The following is a 20,571-nucleotide window of genomic DNA, read 5'->3' on the forward strand; positions in this document are numbered from 1 at the left end:
TGTCGTCATGTCAAAACAGCAAGCTCAGAGCTTGTGCCAGGTCTGGCTCTTGCAGATCAGCCCGCCGAGCACGCAGCCGCTCATCTTCAGCGAGGTACCCGACAGTGTGGCCTTGCCGGAATACGTCTTGTCGTTTGCCGGATCTGTGATGTTGCCGGCATATTTGTTGTTCCCGCTCGCCTTGAGCGAGCCGATGGTCTTGCCGGCATATTTGCCGGTCTTCAGTGTGATGGAGAATGAGTCGCTGCCGCCAATGAGTGCGGTGTCGCCGGCTTGCGTCTTCCAATTGCCTTCGATCGGATCGGCCCAGGCCGCGCCCGCCATCATCACTGTAGCCGCCAGGGCCAAGCTCACTTTCCGAAGCATATCTGTCCTCCCTGTGGTTTTAGGTGGGGCGCCCGCCTCTCTGCCCCTTACGCAAACGTAAGCTAATCCAGCTCCCGGCAAAACAAAAGCGGGTGCCGCGGGGGAAGGTTTGCAATTTTCATAAGGGTCGAGAAAGCGCTCAGCGACCAGGAAATGAAACGATCGAGACGTTGGCTTTGGTTTCCGTGGTTAGCAGTGTGTTGATTGGTGCCCCATAAATTTTCGTCAAATCCGGCGCGAAACGGCGCGGTTGCTGACTTTGTATCCTTAACGAATTTCCGCGTTTACCTCTTGTTTTAGCTTTGTTTTCTCCAAATTAAGCACGCCATTTAACGACGAATTCAAGGCTCGGCTTCATTCTCGAAAGCATCGAAAGAGCGGCTCCCCAGGGGACACCGGGGGACAGAAAAGGCCCGCTCTCGGGAGCCAGACAGGGGACTAAAATGGCACGTTTTGAAATGCTTGAAGCCGGCTTCGGCGCCATGGGAGCAACTGCCCAGGCCGACATTCTTTTCGAACTGGGCATGATGTATGCGACCGGCCGCGATTGCGAGACCGATGTCGTTGCCGCCCACAAATGGTTCAACATCGCCGCCATCAAGGGCTCGATCCGCGCCGCCGAACTGCGCTCGGAACTGTCGGCCGCAATGTCCAAGGTCGAGATCGCCAGGGCGCTGCGCGAAGCCCGCGAATGGATGACCATGCACTGAGATCGGCGATCTCGAGCAGATATACGAAAGACAGGGAAGCTCCGGGATCAAGACCGCATAGACGGCCGGAACCGGTAGACAGCAAGACCGCGACAAGACGGTCGACGACGAAAGACAAGAACGCGGCAGGCCGACACGGCCCAGCCGTGCACAATGGGGACGGTGAGCAGGTTTTTGTGGCGCGGGGCGCATGGGGACTGCTCTAAGAGCAAAAAGCCACGACCGGCCGGAACAAGGCTGGCGTGGCTTTTTGCGTTGATGAGGCCCAATCGAGTGGCGCCGATGCGCCTAGACAGGCCCGATGAAGGATGAAATTGTCCCGCCTTCCGAAAGAAGCGCGGCCAGAGCGGCTGCGCGAGTGTGGGAGGAGTTCTATCACCATGAAAAAAATGGGTATTTTGAGCGCGGCCGTATTAGGCCTGATGATGAGCGCGCCGGTTGCCTTTGCCGATGATATCACCATTTCGGTGGTCGGCCCGATGACCGGACAGCTCGCCACGATCGGCGATCAGTTCAAGCAGGGCGCAACGGCAGCCGCCGACGCGATCAACGCCGCCGGCGGTGTCAACGGCTCGATGATCAAGCTCGACATCGAGGACGACCAGTGCGATCCCAAGCAGGCGGTTTCGGTGGCCAACCGGATCGTTGCCAACAGCGTCAAGTTTATTGACGGCCATGCCTGTTCGGGTTCGAGCATCCCGGCGTCCGCCGTCTACGCCGAGGCCGGCGCACTGATGATGAGCCCGGCCTCTTCAAATCCCGAGCTGACTGACGCCGCGGCCAAGGCCGGCTGGCCGACGATCATGCGTCTCTATACGCGTGACGACGCGCAGGGCGCCTTCATCGGGCCGTGGATCGCCAAGAAGTATGCCGGCAAGAACATCGTCATCCTGCATGACAAAAGTGCCTACGGTCAGGGCGTGGCGGATGCCGTGAAGGCGACGATGAATGCCGGCGGCCTCAAGGAAGTCGACTATGAAGGCATCAACGCCGGCGAGAAGGACTACTCGGCTCTCGTCACCAAGCTGAAGGACCTCAAGGCCGATGTCGTCTATTTCGGCGGCTATCACCCTGAAGCCGGGCTGATCCTGCGTCAGTCGGCCGAGCAGAGCGTCAAGTTCCAGCTGATCATGCCGGACTCGATCGCCTCGCCGGAATTCTGGCAGGTCGCTGGCCCGGCCGGCGAGGGCACCATGTTCGTCTTCCCATCCGACCCGCAGGCCAAGCCGGAAGCCAAGGACGCCATCGCCAAGATCAAGGCCGGCGGCTTCGTGCCGGAAGGCTTCACGCTGTTCTCCTACGCCGTCGTTCAGGCCTTTGCAGAGGGCATCAAGCGCGCCGGAACCGACGATCCGGTCAAGGTCGCCGAAGCACTGAAGAACGGCACGCCGTTCAGCACCGTGGTCGGCGAGGTCTCCTTCGACGAGAAGGGCGATCTGAAGAACGCCAGCTACGACATCAACCAGTGGCATGACGGCAAATACGCGCCGATCGCGCAGTAATCGTCCGCATACTGGCGAAATGGCCGGGCTTGCCCGGCCATTTTTGTTCGAGCCTCCAGCCGGCTATGCAGCCTCTTCAACGAAACGCACCAGCACGGTTCCGTCGGTGACCTGCGCGCCTTCCGCTGCAATCTCGGCGATGACGCCGTCATGGCTGGCCGAGATCGTGTGCTCCATCTTCATCGCTTCCAGGATCAGCAGAGGCTGGCCCTTGGTCACGGCTTCGCCTTTGGCCGCGCGCACCAGCTTGACCAGGCCGGGCATCGGCGCGCGCAGACTGCCGGAAGCGGCGGCGGCCTCGTCGGTTCGCGCCAGCGGATCCGGGACGAGGAAACTGTAGCCGACCGCGCCTTCGAACACGGTCACGTGGCCTGGCCAGCGGGCAAGACGAGGGGCAGCGCGAAGATCGTGCGAGTTGACGCTGTCATAGGGCGCATCCAGCGCCACCTCGAAGCGCCCGTCCGGCCGCACTGAAATACGCGCCAGAATATCGTCCTCGCCATGGCGCAGCCGTGTGCGCCGAGCAACAGTGTGGAAATGCGCATAGCCGGCAAGCGACGACCACGGATCGTCGGATGGCGGCAACGCACCGGCGCCGGCCGCGGCAAGGGCTGCCGCGGCGATGGTCTCTCCTGTCGGCGGCGCAACCATGGTCAGCGCTTCCTGATGCCTGCCGATCAGGCCGGTATCGACGTCGCCGGCGGAAAAGTCGGTGTCGGCGGCAAGTGCCGCGAGAAAGGCTGTGTTGACGGTCGAGCCGGCAATCTCGGTCTGCGACAACGCTGTGCCGAGCGCGTCGAGCGCCGCTCGCCTGTCCTTGGCGTGGACCACCAGCTTGGCGATCATTGGATCGTAGAAGGGCGAGATCGCATCGCCGGCCCGCACGCCGGTCTCGATGCGCATCGCGGCGCCTTCGGGGCCGCTGTCGGGAAACGCCAGATGATGCAGCGTGCCGGTCGCCGGCAGAAACCCTTTCGCCGCGTCCTCGGCATAGATGCGCGCCTCGAAGGCGTGGCCGGACAGCGTTATCTCGCTCTGCGTCTTCGGCAGCTTTTCACCGCTGGCCACCCGCAGCTGCCACTCGACCAGGTCGGTGCCTGTGACCATTTCGGTAACGGGATGTTCGACCTGCAGGCGGGTGTTCATTTCCATGAACCAGAAGCGGTCGGCCTCCAGCCCTTGCGAGGCGTCGACGATAAATTCGATCGTGCCGGCGCCCGAATAGCTGATCGCCTTGGCGGCCTTGACCGCCGCTTCCGTCATCGCCTTGCGCAACGCCGGTGTCATGCCGGGCGCCGGCGCTTCCTCGATCACCTTCTGGTGGCGGCGCTGCGCCGAGCAGTCGCGCTCAAACAGATGCACGGCGTTGCCAAAATTGTCGCCGAACACCTGGACCTCGATGTGGCGCGGCTTGTCGACATATTTTTCGACCAGCACGCGGTCATCGCCAAACGCGGCCTTGGCCTCACGCCGTGCACCCGACAATGCCTCGGAGAAATCGTCGGGATGCTCGACGCGGCGCATGCCCTTGCCACCGCCGCCGGCGCGCGCCTTGATCAGCACGGGATAGCCGATCTCGCGCGCCTTGGACGCCAGGAGCACGATCTCCTGCGCCTCGCCATGATAGCCCGGCACGACCGGCACGCCGGCCTTTTCCATCAGCCGTTTGGCCGCGTCCTTCAGACCCATGGCGCGGATCGAGGCGGCCGAGGGGCCGATGAAGGTGAGCCCTGCCGCCACCACCTGATCGACGAAGTCGGGGTTTTCCGAGAGAAAGCCGTAGCCGGGATGAATTGCTTCGGCGCCGGTCGCCAGCGCGGCCGCGACAATCTTGTCGCCGCGCAGATAGCTTTCGCCGACGGGCGAAGCGCCGATATGCACCGCCTCGTCGGCCATTTCGACATGCATGGCCTTGGCATCGGCGTCGGAATAGACGGCGACGGTGCGCACACCGAGCCTGCGCGCGGTGCGGATCACACGGCAGGCGATCTCGCCGCGATTGGCGATCAGGATCTTGGCGAACATGGAGCCTCCAGAGTTTGCCTCGGGCGGCGCCAGTCTGGCGGCCGCCGGCTTACTTCGACATCGCGATCGCGCAACCGCCGCTCGCGGTCTTGACCTTCCACCTGGTGAAGGCGCTCTGACAGGCACGCAATGCCATATCCTCCGCGGCCTTCTGCGAAGGCGCGTTCAGCTTCGCGCTGCAGAAAATGTGAAGATCGACTACGCGCGAATAGAACGTCGTGGCGTAGGCCGAATGGCCGCCCGCTGCGATATAGGCGAGATAGGCTTTGTAGCACGCTTCCTTCGGATCGAGCGACAAGGTCGGAGAAAACCGCTTGTCGCCGATCTTTCCCGCCAGCGATCCCGCAGCACCGCTGCTGGGTGCCGAGAATATTAGAAATCCCGCAAGTATCGAGACGGCCGCTTTGCGGTAATATTGCAGATACATTTCCAACCACCCCCAATTGCCCAATGCAGGACGAGCAATAGCGAATATTTTGTCCCCTCGCCAGCTCGGCGGTGGATATTGGCAATTGCCGGCAGCGAGGATCGTTCGGCGCCATGAAGTTCAGCGTTCCCCAACGCCAGCAACGGCCTGCCGGTATAGTTCGGCGGTCTGGTCGTCGAAGCAGCAGAAAACAACCGTCTCGGGCAGGACGTTCTGTTGCAGGAAGTCGCTTGCTGTGCCGACGGCAATGTTTGCCGCCTCATTCTTCGGATAGCGGTAGATGCCGGTCGAGATCGCCGGAAACGCCACCGTCAGGCAATCATGAGTATGCGCAATTTCAAGCGACCGGCGATAGCAGGAAGCGAGCAGGCCAGCCTCGCCCTTGCCGCCACCTTGCCAGACAGGTCCGACCGTGTGGATGATGTAGCGCGCCGGCAGCCTGTAGCCCTTTGTGAGCTTTGCATCGCCGACCTTGCAGCCATTGAGCATCCGGCATTCGAATTCGAGCTCCGGGCCGGACGCGCGGTGAATCGCGCCGTCGACACCGCCGCCGCCAAGCAGCGAGGAATTGGCGGCATTGACGATGGCATCGACCGCAAGCCTGGTGATGTCGCCGGTGTGGATGCTGATGCGTTGGCCGAGCGTGCTCATCTCACATCCTGAACACGCCGAACTTCGTTTCTTCGATGTCGGCGTTGAGCGCGGCCGACAGGCTGAGCGCCAGCACCTCGCGTGTTTTCGCCGGATCGATGATGCCGTCGTCCCACAGCCGTGCCGAGGAATAAAGCGGATGGCCCTCGTGCTCGTATTTCATCAGGATCGGCTTCTTGAATTTTGCTTCCTCGTCTGCGCTCCACTCGCCGCCCTTGCGCTCGATGCCCTCGCGCTTGACCACCGCCAGCACGGTTGCTGCCTGTTCGCCGCCCATCACCGAAATGCGGGCGTTCGGCCACATCCACAGGAAGCGTGGCGAATAGGCGCGCCCGCACATGCCGTAATTGCCGGCGCCGAACGAACCGCCGATGATCATCGTCACCTTCGGCACGCGCGCGGTAGCGACCGCCATCACCAGCTTGGCGCCGTCCTTGGCGATGCCGCCGGCCTCGTACTTTCGCCCGACCATGAAGCCGGTGATGTTTTGCAGGAAGATCAGCGGAATCTTGCGCTGGCAGCACAGCTCGATGAAATGCGCGCCCTTCAGCGCGCTTTCCGAAAACAACACGCCATTGTTGGCGATGATGCCGACGGGCATGCCCTGGAGATGGGCAAAGCCGGTGACCAGCGTGGTGCCGTAATTCTGCTTGAACTCGTCGAACTCCGAGCCGTCGACGACGCGCGCAATCACCTCGCGCACATCATAGGGCTGGCGCAGATCGGTCGGCACGATGCCGTAGAGTTCCCGCGCGTCGTGAAGTGGCGGCGTGGGTTTCTGTAAGGTCAGGCTTACACTCTTGCGCCGGTTGAGGTTTTTCACAATGCGCCGGCAGATGGCCAGCGCATGTTCGTCGTCCAGCGCGTAGTGGTCGGCGACGCCCGACAACCTGGTGTGCACATCGGCGCCGCCCAGATCCTCGGCGCTGACGTCTTCGCCAGTGGCAGCTTTCACCAGCGGCGGGCCGCCAAGAAAAATGGTCGCCTGATTGCGCACCATGATCGTCTCGTCCGACATTGCCGGCACGTAGGCGCCGCCCGCCGTGCACGAGCCCATGACGCAGGCGATCTGCGGGATGCCGGCCGCCGACATGTTGGCCTGGTTGTAGAAGATGCGGCCGAAATGCTCGCGGTCGGGAAACACCTCGTCCTGGTTGGGCAGATTGGCGCCGCCGCTGTCGACCAGATAGATGCAAGGCAGATTGTTCTGCAGCGCGATCTCCTGCGCCCGCAAATGCTTCTTCACCGTCAGCGGGTAATAGGTGCCGCCCTTCACCGTGGCGTCGTTGACGACGACCATCACTTCGGTTCCTTCAACACGGCCGACACCGGCGATCATGCCGGCCGAGGAAATCTCCTCGCCATACATCGACCATGCCGCGAACTGCCCGATTTCGAGGAAGGGCGAGCCGGTATCGAGCAATTGCGCCAGCCGCTCGCGCGGCAACAGCTTCCCGCGCGAAACATGGCGCTCGCGCGCCTCGTCCGAACCACCGCGCTCGACGCTGGCGGCCTTGTCGGCGATGTCGACGACCAGTGCCCGCATGCGCTCGGCATTGGCGCGGAAGGTTTCGGAGGAGGGCGAGATCTGAGAGGCTAGAGTGGCCATTGACGAACCTTTTGTGATATCATATTTTAGTATCACTATGGGCTCTCGCCCTAACCCGAGAGGAGCCGACTACCACGGTATTCAATTTGGGGAGGGCGGAAAGTCATGAAAGCTGCGCACCGGCAGACACTAGACAAGATATTTGCGAATCCGGTCAGCGCTTCGATCAAATGGCGCGATGTCGAGGCATTGCTGGTGGCGCTTGGAGCCGAAGTCTCGGAAGGCAGCGGCTCACGAGTGAGGTTCACCATCGCCGACCAGACACTGTTCCTGCACCGCCCCCATCCATCGCCCGACACCAAGCGATGGGCAATCAGGGACATCCGGGAATTTTTGACCAATGTTGGAATAGGGCCATGAAACTTTACAAGGGTTATGCCGGATCGATCGAGTTCGACGATGAGGACATGGTGTTCCATGGTCGCGTCCTTGGCATTCGCGACATCGTCACTTTTGAAGCCGAGACTGCAGAGCAATTGGTGAAGGCTTTTCAAGGCAGCGTCGACGACTATCTTGCTTTTTGCAAGGAGCGTGGTGCTGATCCTCAGAAGCCGTACTCGGGCAAGCTCGCTTTGCGCACGACACCAGAGATTCATGCGCTCCTGGGCAAGGCCGCCGCCAGCGACGGCAAATCGATCAATCAGTGGGTGTCGGACACGCTTGCCGAAGTCGCCCGCAAGCGGGTCGACCAAGGTTCGACAAAAGTCCGAACCCGCACGCACTAAACCCCCTCCGCCATGATCTCGCGTCCGATCAGCCAGCGGCGGATCTCGCTGGTGCCGGCGCCGATCTCGTAGAGCTTGGCGTCGCGCAACAGCCGGCCGGTCGGATAGTCGTTGATGTAGCCGTTGCCGCCGAGCAACTGGATGGCGTCGAGCGCCATCAGCGTCGCCTTCTCCGCGGCAAACAGCACGCAGCCGGCGGCATCCTTGCGCGTCGTCTGGCCGCGATCGCAGGCGGCAGCCACCGCATAGACATAGGCGCGCGCGGCGTTCATCGTCGAATACATGTCGGCCAGCTTGCCTTGCACCAGCTGGAACTCGCCGATCGGCTGGCCGAACTGCTTGCGCTCGTGCACATAGGGGATCGCGACATCCAGGCACGCCGCCATCAGTCCGATCGGTCCGCCGGCGAGCACGGTGCGCTCATAGTCGAGGCCGGACATCAGCACCTCGACGCCACGCCCTTCCTCATGCAGCACGTTGTCGTAGGGAACCTCGACATTGTCGAATACCAGTTCGCCGGTGTTGGAGCCGCGCATGCCGAGCTTGTCCAGCTTTTGCGCCGTCGAAAAGCCAGCCATCTTCTTTTCGACGATGAAGGCGGTGATGCCGCGCGATTTCCGCTCCGGATCGGTCTTGGCGTAGACCACCAGCGTTTCGGCGTCGGGACCGTTGGTGATCCACATCTTCGAGCCGTTGAGCACATAGCGGTCGTTGCGTTTTTCGGCGCGCAGCTTGAGCGAGACGACGTCGGAGCCGGCGCCGGATTCCGACATTGCCAGCGCGCCGACCTTTTCACCCGAGCACAGCGCCGGCAGATATTTCTCCTTCTGCGCCGGTGTCGCCCAGCGGTTGATCTGGTTGACGCAGAGGTTCGAATGGGCGCCGTAGGAGAGGCCGATCGAGGCCGAGGCACGGGAAATCTCTTCCACCGCGATCACATGGGCGAGATAGCCCATGCCGCTGCCGCCGAAATCGGGATCGGCGGTAATGCCGAGCAGGCCGAGCGCGCCGAGTTCTTTCCACAGATGCATGGGGAATTGATTGCTGCGGTCGATCTCGGCGGCAATCGGCGCTATTTTCTCCTGGGCAAAGCGCCGCACCAGGTCGCGCAGCGCCTCGATGTCTTCGTCATGCCCGAAGCTGAGCGTGTTCGTGTACATGCCGTTCCTCCCCGAAACCGATCTTCGCGCCAACCAGGCGCATTGTCATTGAAAGATATGTCGCCGTGACTTCAGCCATCGACAGCCGCTCGCCCGGGCGGAACCAGACGATCACGCCGGTCATCATCTGGATCAGCGCCATGGCAGTGAGCCCGGTGTCGTCGATGCTGAAGGTGCCGGCCTCCGCGCCGTCGCGCAGGATGGCGCGCAACTCCTTCTCATAGGCGGTGCGCATGCGCAGGATCTGCGTCAGCCGTTCATGCGAGAGGCTGCGCAATTCCATGTTCGAGACATGGGTGGAGTGGCGGCGCTCGATGTGGAAGGCGATGTGGTTTTCGACATAGGCGGCCAGCCGCGTCGTCGGATCGGCGGCATCGGGACGTGCGGCGTCCCAAGCTTTGATCAGCCCTTCCATATGCTCGCGCATCAGCGTGAACAGAAGGTCTTCCTTGGTAGGGAAATAGCGGTAGAGCGCGGCCGCCTGGACGCCGACTTCGGCGGCGAGCTGGCGCATCGACATCGCTTCGTAGCCTAAGCGTGCGATCAGGCTGACCGCCGCCTCGCGGACGGCGGCTTCCGTCTTTTCACCATCGGATCCGGTGGTGCGCGCCATGAATGCCTCCCAGTGTCGCGCAAGAATAAAACGAACGTTCAATTAATTCAAGTGGGCAGTCGGGAATCGTATCGTCTATACGATGATCCGAAAGTCGATGGGGGCGTCGCGGAGTTCGAATTCCTCGGTCTCGACCTTTGAAACCGAAGCTCCGCTTGGTCCTTGCCGTAGCCGTTCGATCATTGTCGAAACCGCGGCATCGCCACCGGCAATCCAGGCCGTCACGGTGCCGTCCCGTTCATTGCGAACCCAACCTACGAGGCCAAGCTCTATCGCTTCGCGTCGCGCCCAGACCCGGTAGCCGACGCCTTGCACCTTGCCGTGGACGCGCGCCTGTACCGCCTTTTGCTGGTCATCCATCGTTATCTCCCATGCACAGAGTCTGGCGCAGGATCGAACGAAAGCAACAGGCTTGAACGGCTGGATTGTTGCTGGATCGACGGGAACCCGGCTCACACCTTCGAGATGAATGGCATCGTCCAGCAAATAGTTGACTAAATCAACTAATTCGATGAAGATCGGGCATTGCGGAAATCTTCCGGGAGAGGTGGCCGACATGCCAGCCCATCGAGATGCGTTGGTTGCCGAGATGCGCGGCTTCAACAGGTTCTACACATGCCGGGTCGGGCTGCTCGATGAGACGCTGATGCAGAGCGCCTACACTTTGGTCGAAGCCAGGGTGCTGTTCGAACTCGGCCACCGGCCAGCTGGCGTTTTTGCTGGCCCCGGCGGCGAACCGGGATTTTTGGCGAGGGCGTTCCATCTCGATCTTGCGCCGGTTGCATCGGCCCTTGCCGGCGAACTCCAACTCCCGCCGGCCCACCTCATGCGGATCCTGCGAAAATTCACGGCCGCCGGCCTGACCGAACTGCGTGCCGATCCGGACGATGGGCGCAGGCGGATCCTGTCGCTGACGGCCCGGGGCAGTGTCGCGCTGGCCACACTTCAGGCAGCGGCGAATCGTGATCTCGCCTGTCTGACCGCCGGCCTCGCCGATGATGAAGCCGCCGAGCTTTCAGATGCGCTGAAGCGGGTCACGCGGCTGCTCGGTGGTGGCGGCAAGGAATCGCGGGCTCTGCCGGCTGCAAGGTGATGCCGGTCTGCCGGCTGGTTCGCCCGCAGCGTCGTGCCCGTCGCCACATGCCGATGGCAGCGGCCGGTCTAGTTCCCGCGCGCTGCCGCCAGCGCGCCGGGCAGTTCCTCGGCAAAGATGTCGAGCTCATGATCGAGGCCGACACTGACCCGGATGCAGCGGTCGAGCCCTGGCGCCATAGGCTTGCGGATGAAGACGTCGCGCGACAACAGGTTTTGCAGCACCTTCAGCGCGAAGGCGCCGTCCCGGCCACAGTCTATGGTGACGAAATTGGTCGCTGACGGCAGCGGCTTCAGTCCGTTTGTCTCGGCAGTCCCGGCTATGCGTGTGCGCCCGGCAGCGACCCGTGCCACCACGCTGCGCAGCCAGTCCTGATCGGCAAGCGCCTCGACGCCGGCGATCTGCGCCATGCGGCTGACGCCGTAATGGTTGCGGATCTTCTCGAAATCCCGGATCACCTCGGCCTCCGCCACCGCGTAACCGCAGCGAATGCCGGCCAGCCCGTAGGCCTTGGAGAAGGTGCGCATGCGGATGACATTGGGCCGCGCGACATCGATCGGCGGCAGTGCCGAGGCCGGCCCCAACTCGCCATAGGCCTCGTCGAGCACCAGCATGGTGGTTTCCGGCAAGGCTTCGATGAAGCGGGAGATATCGCTCGCGGCCCACCAGCTGCCCATCGGATTGTCGGGATTGGAGAGATAGACCAGCGGCGCTTTTTCCCTGACGACCGCAGCCAGCAGGCCGTCCAGACTTTCCTTGTCGTTCTCGTAAGGCACCGTGACCAGTCGGCCGCCGACGCCGGCAATGTGAAAGTTGAATGTCGGGTAGGCGCCGAGCGAGGTGACCACCGCGTCGCCGGGCGCCGCATACATGCGCGCCACCAGGCTGAGCAGGCCGTCTATGCCTTCGCCCACCACCACGTTTTCGGCACTAACGCCGAGATGGCGGGCCGCGGCCTGCTTCAGATCGTAATTGTCGGGGTCGCAATACATCCACTGGTCACGCGCGACGCTCTCCATGCGCGCAATAACGCGCGGCGAAGGCCCGAAACTGCTCTCATTGGCGCCGATGCGGGCACGAAACGGGCGGCCGCGCTCGCGTTCCTGCGCTTCAGGGCCGACAAACGGCACCGTAGAGGGAAGCGCGCCGACGAGCGGCGTGAGGGCAGGGCGCTGGCGCATCGCAAAGGCTCACTCGAAAAGGGCCTTCTTGCTAGCGTGCTGGGTCAGTTGGTGCAAGTTCTGACGCACCTGGAAATAGTGGCCAGGACACCTAAGACGAAATCGGCACAGGGCAGTCACGGCTCTCTGACCTAGCCGCCGGTTGAGCTTCCAACTTCTGAAGGTCCGCACCGCAGCCCAATCACCCAATCACTACGGCGAAGAATGCTTCAAAAGAAAAACCCGGCGGTTGCCCGCCGGGTTCGATTTTGAGTCAGGCTCTGCCTGTTAGAACGAGCGCTGGAAGCGGAGGAGACCGCCGACGCTGCTCTTCTTGTCGGCGTTGGTCCAGTTGGAGAAGTCGGCGTCGTCGAACTTGCCTGCATTGAGGTAGTCGACTTCAGCCGTGACCGTGAAGCCGGGAACCACATCGTAGGCGATGTTCGCGGCGACGCCGAGGTTCTTCCAGTCGTCATATGACACCTGGAGGTTGAACGAGGTCTTCTCGTTGATGGTGTAAGTGCCACCACCCCAGAATGCCCAGTTGCCGCCCCACTGCTTGTAGAAGCCGCGGCCACCGGCGTCGATCGCGTAGTTCGGATCCGTGAGGTTGTCATCGGTGCCGTAGCCGCCCATGATGAAGAGCGACAGGTTCTGCATCGGGGTGATGTCCAAACGAACCTTGCCGGCGACTTCCTCATAGTTGCTGTCATAAGCGACGACGCCGGTGATGGCGCCCCAGCCCTGCGTGTACTTCACGCCGCCGACGACATGCGGAACGTAGCTGTCGATGGTGCCGACGGTGCCCGAGCCTTCTTCGAGCGAGACCACGGCCGAGAAACCGTTGCCGGCATCGAAGTAGTACTGGACGACGTTGGTGTCGAAATCGCCGTAGGGAACGAGCGTATCCTGGATGACGTTGCCGGCGTAGCCGATGAACGTATCGAAGGCCGATTCGTCCTTACCGACGCGAAGGCCACCGAGCTGGATCCACGCGAAGTTCAGAGAAACGTTCTTGTTGCCGGCAGGGTTGGAGTTGAATTCATCTGCTTCCGTTGCCGGATCGTCTGCCGACGGGTAGCCGTTGCGGTTGCCGAAGTTGAAGCGGGTCTCGGTGTAGGTCTTCAAGGTGCCGAGCTCGGTTTCCTGGCCGGTCCAGGTCTTCAGCGTGAAACGGGCGTTCTTGTAGAAGGTATCCTGCTCGTCGCCGTCCTTATGATCGAAGGACCTGGCACCATCGAACGAGCCGACGTCGCCGACGCCGATGTCGTAGCGGACATAGCCGCCGATGCGCAGGCAGGTTTCGGTGCCGGGGATGTAGAAGTAGCCCGAGCCGTAAACGTCGCAAATCTTGACGTATTCAGCCGGTTCCGGCTCGGCGACGACGACGGCGTCGGCGGCGCGCGCACCGGAAACTGCGATCAGGGCCGCAGCGGAGCCGAGAAGAAGGCTCTTGATGTTCATTTTCTGACCTCCAGTCAGAATCGAACAAAATCATGGGCACTGCGGCCCGCATTTTCGTGATAATGATTTGTTATTGCTATATTTTCTTGGAAAAGCGTTGGATTTTGCGGCGGCGCGCGTTCATCACCACAGGCGTTTGCTGGCGAAAGCGTGCCCCGAACCGGATTTGAGATAGCGCTCGAAAGAAGCTGCCTTGGCCTGGTTTGAGAAGGCCATATGGGTGACGATCCGCCATGGCAGGAACCTGGATGTATGGCTGGATTTTCCCGCATTGTGCTCAGCAAGCCGTCGTTTCAGGTCCGACGTAATGCCAAAATAGCGCTCGCCTTCTGTAATCTCGCTCTCCAGAAGATACACGTACCACACGAGCCAGCCCTCCTTTGCCGAGGCTTCGGATGGCATCCTGCTTCGCGCAAAGGCTACTGCCAACTCTATTTTTACAAGAGATTCTCTGGCTTTATGCTGTGCAGCACGTAACACATACCACATACCACATACCACATACCACACGGCCGGGCCTCCTTCGCCAAGGCTTCGGAGGGCATCCTGCTTCGCGCTGAGAAGGATTCGCTGGGCTTGTCCTGCGAAGCGCGCAGCGCGAAGCAGGATGGCGGAGAGGATGGGATTCGAACCCACGAGAAGCTTTTGACCTCTACTCCCTTAGCAGGGGAGCGCCTTCGACCACTCGGCCACCTCTCCGTTGCGCCGGTGGATAAAGAAAAGCGCCGGCACAATCAACAAGCCGGCGCCATTATCCGTGAAAAATCCGGATTTGGCCGCAGCAGCCCCTTTGCATGCGGCGATTCTGCGGCAGCTCCTTGGCCGGCGAGTCGGCGACGGAGCCGCATTTTAGGCCGGCGATTGCCGGATTCGGCCGCATTTCGAGGCCCAGGCCAAGGCTTCCGGACCCTTCGATAGTTAACGAGAGCTTTCTGACTGAGGCCAAATCGTGTCATTTGTGCAACAACGCCGGGGGATAGCGTCCGGTCAGCCCTTTTGCCGGTACGATCGTGGTTGAACGCCGCCGCCTCATGGGTAATGTCGAATTCGAAGGAGCGGCGCGGTGCGCATCTTTTTCGGTAGTGGGGATGGGGCAGGGAACGCTGTCCTTCAGCAAAGAATACCCAGACCCGTTTTTTAACTTTTGACTGGAGGTCAGAAAATGAACATCAAGAGCCTTCTTCTCGGCTCCGCTGCGGCCCTGATCGCAGTTTCCGGTGCGCGCGCCGCCGACGCCGTCGTCGTCGCCGAGCCGGAACCGGCTGAATACGTCAAGATTTGCGACGTTTACGGCTCGGGCTACTTCTACATCCCCGGCACCGAAACCTGCCTGCGCATCGGCGGCTATGTCCGTTACGACATCGGCGTCGGCGACGTCGGTTCGTTCGATGGTGCGACGTCCACCGATACTGAGGACGGCAGCAGCAACGACACCTACTACAAGAAGGCCCGCTTCTCGCTGAAGACCTGGACCGGCCAGGAAACCGAGCTCGGCACCTTGAAGACCTACACCGAGACCCGCTTCAACTTCCAGAACAACAACCGTGATTCTGGCGCGGTCGGTGAGGTCAACGCTGCTGGCGGCACCGGTGTTTCGCTGAACTTCGCGTGGATTCAGCTCGGTGGCCTGCGCGTCGGTAAGGACGAATCGGCCTTCAATACGTTCATCGGCTACGCCGGCAACGTCATCCAGGATACGCTCGTTCCCTACGGCGATTTCGACACCAACGTCATCCAGTACTACTTCGACGCTGGCAACGGCTTCTCCGCCGTGATCTCGCTCGAAGAAGGCGCGGGCGCCGGCACTGCTAATGTCTACGGCGTCGGCACGATCGACAGCTACGTTCCGCATGTCGTCGGCGGCGTGAAGTACACGCAGGGCTGGGGCGCCATCACCGGCGTCATCGCTTACGACAGCAACTATGAAGAAGTCGCCGGCAAGGTTCGTTTGGACATCACCCCGATGCAGAACCTGTCGCTCTTCATCATGGGCGGCTACGGCACCGACGACAACTACACGGACCCGACCTATAACTTCCCGGCTGGCGGCCGCGGCTTCTTCAAGCAGTGGGATGGCAACTGGGCAGTCTGGGGTGGTGGCACTTACACCATCAACGAGAAGACCTCGTTCAACGCCCAGGTCTCGTATGACGAAGGTGAGAACCTCGGCATCGCCGCGAACATCGCCTACGACGTTGTCCCGGGCCTGACGGTCACGGCCGAAGTCGACTACGTCAATGCAGGCTCGATCGACCAGGCCGATGGCCTGAACCACAACTGGACCGGTATTACTGATGGCGACGACGCCATCGGCGGCATGCTCCGCTTCCAGCGCTCGTTCTAAGGGCTGGCTTTAGTTAGGTGAATACCAGCCCGGGCGCTTCAACGCCCGGGCTGTTTTGTTTCGTGACTGGGCCAAGACAAGCAGAAGGAACAGGGGGAATCGGCAGCTGAATAGTCCGTAAGGGTGAGTTCGTGGGATCCGCTGATGGGCGGATGAATTCACAACTGCGTGATTAAATCTCTTGAAAGGACGCTTCCAAGCGGGTAGGTCTGACTCTATCCACTCGGGGGTGTGGCATTTGATGACCATCGACGCGATACAAGAGGGTGACTCCTCCGAACATTTCTCAATGTTCTCTTCTCAAACCTCGAAGATAAAATACAGTTACAACAAGATCAGAGAAGTAAAGTCGCACAGGGTCGGAGAGCTTTTTTCAGCATACCGGGACATACTCTGGGATGACGGGCGGCATAAGTACAATGTCAGCTCCTTCATCGGCGAAATAGACGAGATTCTCCTCGGAGAACGGTTCAGCGCCTTCGACCAGAGCACCCTCGACAACCTTATCGGCACCTTGCGCCAGCGCGGCAACAGCAACGCAACCATCAATCGAAAGATGGCTGCCCTCAGCAAACTGCTGCGCAAGGCTTACAAGATGGGGGATATCCACAGCCTGCCCGAGTTCCGCCGCCAGAAGGAGCGGGCGGGACGGATTCGTTTCCTCGAAAGGGACGAAGAGGCAAGGTTGTTCGCCGCCATCAAGAGCCGTAACGAAGATGCCTATAGGCTTTCGGTCTTTCTCGTCGACACCGGCTGCCGCCTCGGCGAAGCGCTCGGGCTGATCTGGAACGACATCCAGGAACACCGCGTCTCGTTCTGGATCACCAAATCCGGCCGCAGCCGCACCATTCCGATGACCGAACGGGTCAAAGAGGTCATCAAACTGCCACCCTCAGAGGGTCGCAGGCCCAAGGGTCCGTTCACCAAACTCAGCCAGGCACAATTTCGCGCCATCTGGAACGATGCCAAAGCCGAAGTCGGTCTCGGCGCCGACGACCAGGTGGTGCCGCACATCTTGCGCCACACCTGCGCTTCGCGTCTGGTCCAGGGTGGCATCGACATCCGGCGCGTGCAGATGTGGCTCGGCCACCAGACCCTTTCGATGACCATGCGCTATGCGCATCTGGCAACCAACGATCTCGACGGCTGCGTCGTCGTGCTGGAGACGCCTCGCGGCGAGGGCCTGTCCGGCGAGGGCTCGGTGTTCGCATCGCCGCTGACCACGCCTTCAACGGCAGCGCCGACGCAAAAGGGCGAAGCGGCCGCGGCGAAAGCGGCCAAGGCGCCCAGGAAAAGCTCGAAAGCCAAATAGTTCCGCCGAGCTTTCATATACTGAAAAGGTAACCCCAGGATCCTGTTTGATCTTGGGGTTTACTTTGTTAGAGCTGTGTTTTCCGCCTTGTCCAGGAAAGCTGCGATGGCGCCGGGCAGATCGCCTGTCTCCAGGAAGGGCGCGTGGCTCTGGCCGTCGACGGTGATCGCTTCCATCCCGGGATGGCGCTTGCCCATCTCTTCGAACGTCTCCACCGACAAAAGTTTCGAGTTGGCGCCACGTATGGCAAGCGAAGGTATGGCCGCCAGCGCTTCGAACTGCGGCCACAGATCCGGCAGCGGCTTGCTGAAGTCGACACCCGCCAGCGTCTCGACCAGCCTTGGGTCGAAATCCGGCAGCAGCCCCTGATCCGTCTCGCGATAGAGAGCCGACACCATCCGTTCCCAATCCGCCGCGGCCAGCGCGGGAAAGTCACCGCCATGGGCGCTGCGTTGGGCCTCGATCGCCTCAGCGCGGCTCTTCGGTTTCGGCGAGGGATCGAGATAGGTGCGGATATGAGCGAGCCCATTCGCTTCGATCACCGGGCCAATATCGTTGAGCACAATGGCTTTCAGCACGGCTGGCCGCAGCGCGCCGAGCACATGGATGATCAGCCCGCCGCGCGACGTGCCGATGAAGGCCGCTTCCGCGATGTCGAGCGCCGCGAGCCCGGCGAGAATGTCGCCGGCCTCGATGCCGACATTGTAGTGGCCGATTTCAGGGTCATAGGCCGATTGGCCACGGCCGCGATAGTCGAAGGCGATGACCTTGCGCGGATGGTCGGCCCGCCGCGACAGATAGAGCGCAAGTTCATGAAAGTCGCGCGCGTTGCGGGTCAGGCCGGGCAGGCAGACGACCGGCCAATGGCCAGAATTTGCCCCACCGTAGATGCGAGCGTGAAGCTTGAGCCCGTCTGGCGCGGTGTAGAAGAAATTGGAAAAATTCGGCTCGCCGGACATCGAATCCTCGACCTTGCTGGACTGATCCGGACAGCTACAGGCGAGGGCAGGGATGGTCAAATGGAGAGCGCGACGTTGAAGCTGCTGATCTCCCCCCTTGCGGGGGAGATGGCCGGCAGGTCAGAGGGGGGTGTGAAGGAATGCTGGTCTGAATCGTTGCCGCCGGGAATGAGCCAATGAATTGGCTGATAGGCCGAGGGATAGCACCCCCTCTTCCTTGCCAGGCATCTCCCCCGCAAGGGCAGGGCTTGCCGAGCCTCAACTCCGCCCGTTCACCAGGTCGCCGACAATGTCGTACTTGCCCGAAATGCGCATCTTGTAGACTTCGTAATTCTCCATCACGCGCTGTACGTAACTTCTTGTTTCCGTGTACGGAATCCGCTCGATCCAGTCGACGACGGCATCGATGCCCTTGCCGCGCGGGTCGCCATACTTCGACACCCATTGGGCGGCGCGGTTGGGGCCGGCATTGTAGCCGGCGAAGGTCAGCACATAGGAGCCGCCGAAGCGGTCGAGCTGTTCGCCCAGGAAGGCCGCGCCCAGCGTCGCATTATAGCCGGCATCGCTGGTCAACCGATCCTGAGAGAAGGTCAGTCCAGCCTTCTTGGCCAATTGTTTGGCGGTGCCCGGCATCAGCTGCAACAGGCCGCGCGCGCCGGCGCTGGAGACGGCGCCGACATTGAACTCGCTTTCCTGACGGGCGATGGCGTAGGCCAGCGCCTTGCCCGAGCCGGAAATGTCGGCGGTGTCGGGAATGACGCCCAGCGGATGCGACAGCGCGCCGACATCGATGCCGCGCGCGCCGGCGATCTTGCCAACCTTCAGCGCCATGAAATGGTTGCCCTGCTTTTCCGCCAGCACGGCCAGCAGCGCCAGTTCGCCGGGGCTGGTCAACTGTCCGGCGAGGTCGCGGTAGAGCGTCTCGGCATAGCGGTCATAGCCCGCCTCCTGCAGCCGCTTGATGGCGCTGACCGCTTCGCGTCCGTCAAAGCTTTGGCGGTCTGCGGTGCTTGGCTCGGGATAGACGATGTTCAGCGTGCGCAGACCAACCCGTTCCGCCGCCAACTGCCCGTAGAAAGTGGTGCCATAGGCGGCCGCCTTGGTGAAATAGGTCTTCGCATCGCCGGGGCCGCCGACTTCCGCCGCGCGGCCAAGCCAGTAATAGGCGCGCGACAGAGACATCGGCCCCTGCGCGAGGTCGGCGATGCGGGCAAAATGGGTCGAGGCCGTCGCGGGATCGTTGAGGCCGCGCAGCACATACCAGCCGGCGTGGAATTCAGCCTCGGCGGCACTGACGGGGCTTTCGGCGGCATGCGCGGCAACGATCTTGTAGGCAGTCTTCCAGTCGCCCTGGTCGACCAGTGCGCGCGACAACACGCGGCGCTCGACCCACCAGGCATCGGGGTCGACCAGCGCGTCACGATCGGTTGGCGCTTTCATCACCAATGCGGCGGCATCCGCAAACTTCCGCTGCTTGCGCAGATATTCGGCTTGCGCGAAGAAATAGCCGGCCGATTGCTGCGCCGCAGGCACTGCTTTCAACAGCTTGGCCGTGGTCTTGTCACCACGCGAGGCGGCGGCCCAGGCATCGGCCAGCGGTTGCGCGCCGGCAAGCGCTGCGACCCGCAGCGCTGAATTCTCCCGGTCGGCATAAAACATCCGTTCCATGCGGAAACGATGGTCGGCAGCCGGGATGATGGCGCCAAACTCCTTGATGACGGACGCCTCATCCTTCGCTTCCAGTTTCTCGGTGCGCCAGAACGGCGTCAGCACCGAGAGCGCCGCTTTGATGTTGCCAAGCGCCACATAGGAGCGAGCCAGGATCACCACGCCTTCAAAGGTCAGCGGTTGGCTGCCGTCAAAGGCTTTCACCACGGTCTGCGGTGACGGGCTTTCGCGGTAGAGCGCGCGCTCGCTGTTCTTGCGCAAGGCGATGGTGCCCGGCCAGGTCGGCAACATCTTTGCGGTATCGGCAATCTCGCTGCTCGGCACACGGTCGCCGCCATAGAGCGCGATCGCCCAGGCCAGGATATGGCGGTCGAGCGAATTGGCCGGTAATGTCTCGCGCACGGCTCGTGCCGCGGCAATATCGCCGGTCGCCAACGCGTCGAGACCGCCTTTCAACACGACGATACTGGCGGAGGGCGCATCAGTCTGCGCGCCGTCCTGCAGGCCAGGCATCGGGATCGACGAGGTAGTCTGCTCATCGACGCTCTCGTTTGCCGCCGTCCCCACCATCAGCAGGGCAACGGCGCCAAGCAATACGAAGCGGCGGGGCCGACTGGCCGGCATGATCCTGATCTTTCCCTGTTGCGGCACTTTAAATGGCAAGCCCAGGTGCCTGAGAGCCTAGACTTAGGTCGTGAAGAGCCCGTAAACAAAGGGTTATCGAGGCCGTTCGAATTGCGCTTGCTGGCACCATCGGCATGCTTGCCGCGCAACAGTGTCGAG

20 protein-coding genes and 1 tRNA gene are annotated in these 20,571 nt (G+C 61.8%); 7 read left to right on the forward strand and 14 right to left on the reverse strand.

Annotated features, from left to right (window positions below):
• Positions 1–24: 24 nt before the first annotated feature.
• Positions 25–366 carry a DUF2147 domain-containing protein gene (locus AC1D1N_RS20150; protein WP_112564221.1) on the reverse strand — a complete coding sequence of 114 codons (342 nt, stop codon included), beginning with the start codon at positions 364–366 and terminating at the stop codon, positions 25–27.
• A gap of 443 nt (positions 367–809) precedes the next feature.
• On the opposite strand from AC1D1N_RS20150, the gene AC1D1N_RS20155 reads away from it, so the two are divergent.
• Entirely contained in the window at positions 810–1,076 is a 267-nt protein-coding gene (locus AC1D1N_RS20155; protein WP_025583692.1) for an SEL1-like repeat protein, read from the forward strand.
• A gap of 380 nt (positions 1,077–1,456) precedes the next feature.
• A complete protein-coding gene (locus tag AC1D1N_RS20160) occupies positions 1,457–2,578 on the forward strand; it encodes a branched-chain amino acid ABC transporter substrate-binding protein (RefSeq protein ID WP_477350573.1) in 1,122 nt (373 codons plus the stop codon).
• A 63-nt stretch (positions 2,579–2,641) separates the two neighbouring features.
• Here AC1D1N_RS20160 and AC1D1N_RS20165 read toward each other — a convergent pair whose 3' ends face one another.
• The 4 genes from AC1D1N_RS20165 to AC1D1N_RS20180 form a co-directional block, all read right to left on the reverse strand.
• Positions 2,642–4,603: an acetyl/propionyl/methylcrotonyl-CoA carboxylase subunit alpha gene (locus AC1D1N_RS20165; protein ID WP_477350575.1), complete on the reverse strand. Its 1,962-nt coding sequence runs from the start codon at positions 4,601–4,603 to the stop codon at positions 2,642–2,644.
• A gap of 49 nt (positions 4,604–4,652) precedes the next feature.
• Positions 4,653–5,030 carry a hypothetical protein gene (locus AC1D1N_RS20170; RefSeq protein ID WP_112564227.1) on the reverse strand — a complete coding sequence of 126 codons (378 nt, stop codon included), beginning with the start codon at positions 5,028–5,030 and terminating at the stop codon, positions 4,653–4,655.
• A gap of 120 nt (positions 5,031–5,150) precedes the next feature.
• Entirely contained in the window at positions 5,151–5,681 is a 531-nt protein-coding gene (locus tag AC1D1N_RS20175) for an O-acetyl-ADP-ribose deacetylase (RefSeq protein WP_477350577.1), read from the reverse strand.
• 1 nt (position 5,682) lies between these two features.
• Complete coding sequence (locus AC1D1N_RS20180) at positions 5,683–7,290, reverse strand: carboxyl transferase domain-containing protein (RefSeq protein ID WP_477350579.1); 1,608 nt, start codon at positions 7,288–7,290, stop codon at positions 5,683–5,685.
• Between the two features lie 105 nt (positions 7,291–7,395).
• On the opposite strand from AC1D1N_RS20180, the gene AC1D1N_RS20185 reads away from it, so the two are divergent.
• Both AC1D1N_RS20185 and AC1D1N_RS20190 read left to right on the forward strand, forming a co-directional pair.
• Positions 7,396–7,650: a type II toxin-antitoxin system HicA family toxin gene (locus AC1D1N_RS20185; RefSeq protein ID WP_192256661.1), complete on the forward strand. Its 255-nt coding sequence runs from the start codon at positions 7,396–7,398 to the stop codon at positions 7,648–7,650.
• Positions 7,647–8,015, forward strand: coding sequence for a type II toxin-antitoxin system HicB family antitoxin (locus tag AC1D1N_RS20190; RefSeq protein WP_192256663.1), 369 nt, complete (start codon positions 7,647–7,649; stop codon positions 8,013–8,015). Before AC1D1N_RS20185 ends, AC1D1N_RS20190 begins: the two co-directional genes overlap by 4 nt.
• Here the strand turns inward: AC1D1N_RS20190 and AC1D1N_RS20195 are convergent.
• The 3 genes from AC1D1N_RS20195 to AC1D1N_RS20205 form a co-directional block, all read right to left on the reverse strand.
• Positions 8,012–9,175 carry an isovaleryl-CoA dehydrogenase gene (locus AC1D1N_RS20195; RefSeq protein ID WP_352584925.1) on the reverse strand — a complete coding sequence of 388 codons (1,164 nt, stop codon included), beginning with the start codon at positions 9,173–9,175 and terminating at the stop codon, positions 8,012–8,014. The genes AC1D1N_RS20190 and AC1D1N_RS20195 overlap by 4 nt on opposite strands.
• Positions 9,144–9,788, reverse strand: coding sequence for a TetR/AcrR family transcriptional regulator (locus AC1D1N_RS20200; protein ID WP_477350581.1), 645 nt, complete (start codon positions 9,786–9,788; stop codon positions 9,144–9,146). Before AC1D1N_RS20200 ends, AC1D1N_RS20195 begins: the two co-directional genes overlap by 32 nt.
• Positions 9,789–9,863: 75 nt before the next feature.
• A complete protein-coding gene (locus tag AC1D1N_RS20205) occupies positions 9,864–10,148 on the reverse strand; it encodes an acylphosphatase (RefSeq protein ID WP_192256866.1) in 285 nt (94 codons plus the stop codon).
• A 196-nt stretch (positions 10,149–10,344) separates the two neighbouring features.
• Between AC1D1N_RS20205 and AC1D1N_RS20210 the strand changes: the two genes are divergently transcribed.
• Entirely contained in the window at positions 10,345–10,881 is a 537-nt protein-coding gene (locus AC1D1N_RS20210; protein ID WP_477350583.1) for a MarR family winged helix-turn-helix transcriptional regulator, read from the forward strand.
• A 68-nt stretch (positions 10,882–10,949) separates the two neighbouring features.
• Here the strand turns inward: AC1D1N_RS20210 and AC1D1N_RS20215 are convergent, their stop codons facing one another.
• The 4 genes from AC1D1N_RS20215 to AC1D1N_RS20230 all read right to left on the reverse strand — a co-directional run bounded on the left by AC1D1N_RS20215 (position 10,950) and on the right by AC1D1N_RS20230 (position 14,204).
• Positions 10,950–12,062 carry a pyridoxal phosphate-dependent aminotransferase gene (locus AC1D1N_RS20215; protein WP_477350585.1) on the reverse strand — a complete coding sequence of 371 codons (1,113 nt, stop codon included), beginning with the start codon at positions 12,060–12,062 and terminating at the stop codon, positions 10,950–10,952.
• 267 nt (positions 12,063–12,329) lie between these two features.
• The gene (locus AC1D1N_RS20220) at positions 12,330–13,505 is read right to left on the reverse strand and encodes a porin (protein ID WP_477350587.1); all 1,176 of its coding nucleotides are present in this window, start codon (positions 13,503–13,505) and stop codon (positions 12,330–12,332) included.
• A 123-nt stretch (positions 13,506–13,628) separates the two neighbouring features.
• On the reverse strand, positions 13,629–14,141 hold the full coding sequence (locus AC1D1N_RS20225; RefSeq protein ID WP_477350589.1) for a GIY-YIG nuclease family protein: 513 nt from the start codon (positions 14,139–14,141) through the stop codon (positions 13,629–13,631).
• Positions 14,114–14,204, reverse strand: a tRNA-Ser gene (locus AC1D1N_RS20230). Before AC1D1N_RS20230 ends, AC1D1N_RS20225 begins: the two co-directional genes overlap by 28 nt.
• A 463-nt stretch (positions 14,205–14,667) precedes the next feature.
• Between AC1D1N_RS20230 and AC1D1N_RS20235 the strand changes: the two genes are divergently transcribed.
• A complete protein-coding gene (locus tag AC1D1N_RS20235) occupies positions 14,668–15,849 on the forward strand; it encodes a porin (protein WP_477350591.1) in 1,182 nt (393 codons plus the stop codon).
• 289 nt (positions 15,850–16,138) lie between these two features.
• Positions 16,139–17,161 carry a tyrosine-type recombinase/integrase gene (locus tag AC1D1N_RS20240; protein WP_477350593.1) on the forward strand — a complete coding sequence of 341 codons (1,023 nt, stop codon included), beginning with the start codon at positions 16,139–16,141 and terminating at the stop codon, positions 17,159–17,161.
• Between the two features lie 59 nt (positions 17,162–17,220).
• Here the strand turns inward: AC1D1N_RS20240 and AC1D1N_RS20245 are convergent, their stop codons facing one another.
• Entirely contained in the window at positions 17,221–18,120 is a 900-nt protein-coding gene (locus tag AC1D1N_RS20245; RefSeq protein ID WP_477350595.1) for an alpha/beta fold hydrolase, read from the reverse strand.
• A 258-nt stretch (positions 18,121–18,378) separates the two neighbouring features.
• Positions 18,379–20,412, reverse strand: a complete 2,034-nt coding sequence (locus AC1D1N_RS20250) for a lytic transglycosylase domain-containing protein (RefSeq protein ID WP_477350597.1) — start codon at positions 20,410–20,412, stop codon at positions 18,379–18,381.
• Between the last annotated feature and the right edge of the window lie 159 nt (positions 20,413–20,571).

The organism is Mesorhizobium sp. P2_B5 (genome assembly GCF_056404775.1).